Genomic DNA, 2358 nt, shown 5'->3' with positions numbered 1-2358 from the left:
TGCCATTTTCTATGATTGCTTAGCTTCTCTTCCGTGAGCTTTCTCACTTCCACATTATCGATATATACATACACCTCATCATTACCACCCAGACCCAGAGAATAGTTGGCAGCTGGTTCCAGTGTTATATCAGTGTTGTAAGAATACCACAAATCATTACCATTTGGATTCTTATACCGGGGATACATCCCAATGGCCGTTAATCTTCCGGTGTTACCATTCCCTCCCCAGAAATAACCTTTTCTATTACCATATTCCGCACCATTCTGATCGTAAAAGCTCGTTCCGTCATTCCCATCCTCGCTATCCTTGTACTGTGCATAATAGGGCCACATGCGGTCGTTTGCATTAGGATTTCTGATATACACGCCCCTGTCCAGGCGCTCATAGACATACGGATCTGGAATGCGCTCCATTTTAAGCCGGGCGCCCCAGGACTGATCGTACAATGTTACATTGGCATCCAGCACACCCAGGGAAGCCAGTTCATCATTTGTATCTGTTGTAAAACGGAAAGCTCCATTTTGCACCGGGTTTTTCAAACACACTACGGAAGCTCCGGGGGCAGTCAGTTGGTTCCGGTATCCGGAGCGGGCCAACTTTACGTCGCTTTTAAAATTCCTCGCCACATTCCCATCTTTTTTGATTAGCTTATAGGATGGATGCTGGTCTCCCTTGGTCAGTGTTTTTACCACCCAGTAAATTGAATCCCGCTCCTTCAGATCAATCAATTCATCTCCCGTAGTTACAAAGCTGGTAAGCGTAGATGGAATTTTCCCTTTGAAATCTGTCTCGAAATTCCGGATAAGGGCATTGTTATTTTTATAAGCGCCAGACATGCCGCTATTCATCCAGTATGCCGGCATATTTACCTGGTATACGGGATCATCAAACTCGTTATTGGTGGTGGTGACTACCGGATCGCCGGTAATAGCATCGTACAGCGTATTTTTGGTGGTAACAGTAGATCCATTAATGGTTTTCACAACCTGGTCCAGTACCCCGGAATATTGCACGGTTTTTAACACCGATGCTGAACGGAACAACCGGTACTCATCGTTCTGACTCATGGGCCAGTGTGGGATCACCCACGGTACCGGGAAACCGGGTATCATATCAAAACCCGCGCGGATGGTCCGGCCTGTGTTACTGGTTTCTTCTTCCCGCATGTCCACCATCATTTCTATCTCTCTACCTATAACCTGGTTCTGCGTAATCTCGCCTTTTTCGTTCACTACATCCACTTTATTCACAAGCGTTTGCGTGCCTACCCCCAGTGGCTTTGCATTGAAGTAATAACTTGTATTGGCAATCTCTGCCCCCGACTGGTTAAATACTCTTTCCGCTTTGGGCTTGCCATGCATGTCGTTCAGTTTCACCACATACCCCTGGGATAACACCAGTTCATGCGCTACATTGGAACCAATAAAACTAAACCAGCCTTTGGAGTCATAATTATATGCATCCGGACTTTGATCATAGCTCACCTGTACCGGAAAATCCTTTGAGGTATAGAACTCATGCTGTACCCATCCCGTTTTAGGAGCGACTTCCACCACGCCTTCGGCATTCAGATCTTTTACCACCACTTTGCTGTAACCCACTACCGGTGACGGGAATAAGGTTTCTCCAAAGGGTTTCTCCAGGTAGTAATAGTTATTGAGCCCTCCCTTTACATCTTCGGTATAAGGTACCGGTAAACGCAGGGGATTTTCATCGCCACCTACTGCCGGCTCATAGCTGGCCACACCACTGCTGATTGTTTTTCCATTCCAGGTAGTGGTATACGTATATTCCTGACCGTAGGTAGCACCTGTTAAAGGCTCACCACTGATCGTGCTCCAGATATCTGATATTCTGACACGCTTCACCCGGGCAGCACCGCCCAGTTTCATTCCATCCACTTTTGCAATACGTCCAAAACTCTTTTTCAGATCCACATTGCGGGCAAATCTTTTCCGCTCCGCTCTTTTATAGAAGTTACCTGTAATTTCACTGAGATTACTGATGGAGTTCACAAGGGCGCCTAATGCTGCCTGTATAGGCATATCGTCGGAGATCCTGTTCTTATAACCTGGATAAGCATACCTGGGATATTCCAATCTCATTTTCTGCCAGGCGGAAAAAATGAAGGGATTCGAGGTTACATTTCCCTCGCTCATGGTTTCGAATATAACCGCTACATTTCCACCGGCTTTTTCCTGCACATCTATCACCTTTCCATAACAGGGAACATAATCGCAACTACTTTCAGCCGTACCATTGTCGGGTTTATCCGTCAGATTCACAAATAGCTTAGCGTAAAAATCCTTTTCACCATTCAGGTAACGCGTGATAAAATCATTTTTCTTCTCTTCC

At 46.0% G+C, this 2358-nt stretch carries 1 protein-coding gene; it reads right to left on the bottom strand.

What is annotated here, in order from left to right; all coding sequences use genetic code 11:
* Positions 1-2358 (bottom strand): hypothetical protein (locus tag VN105_RS10605; protein ID WP_325640619.1); only part of this gene is annotated, 2358 nt, incomplete at both ends.

Source organism: Chitinophaga sp. (assembly GCF_035564935.1).
Classification (GTDB): domain Bacteria; phylum Bacteroidota; class Bacteroidia; order Chitinophagales; family Chitinophagaceae; genus Chitinophaga.
This window is presented reverse-complemented; position numbering and strand designations above follow the sequence as displayed.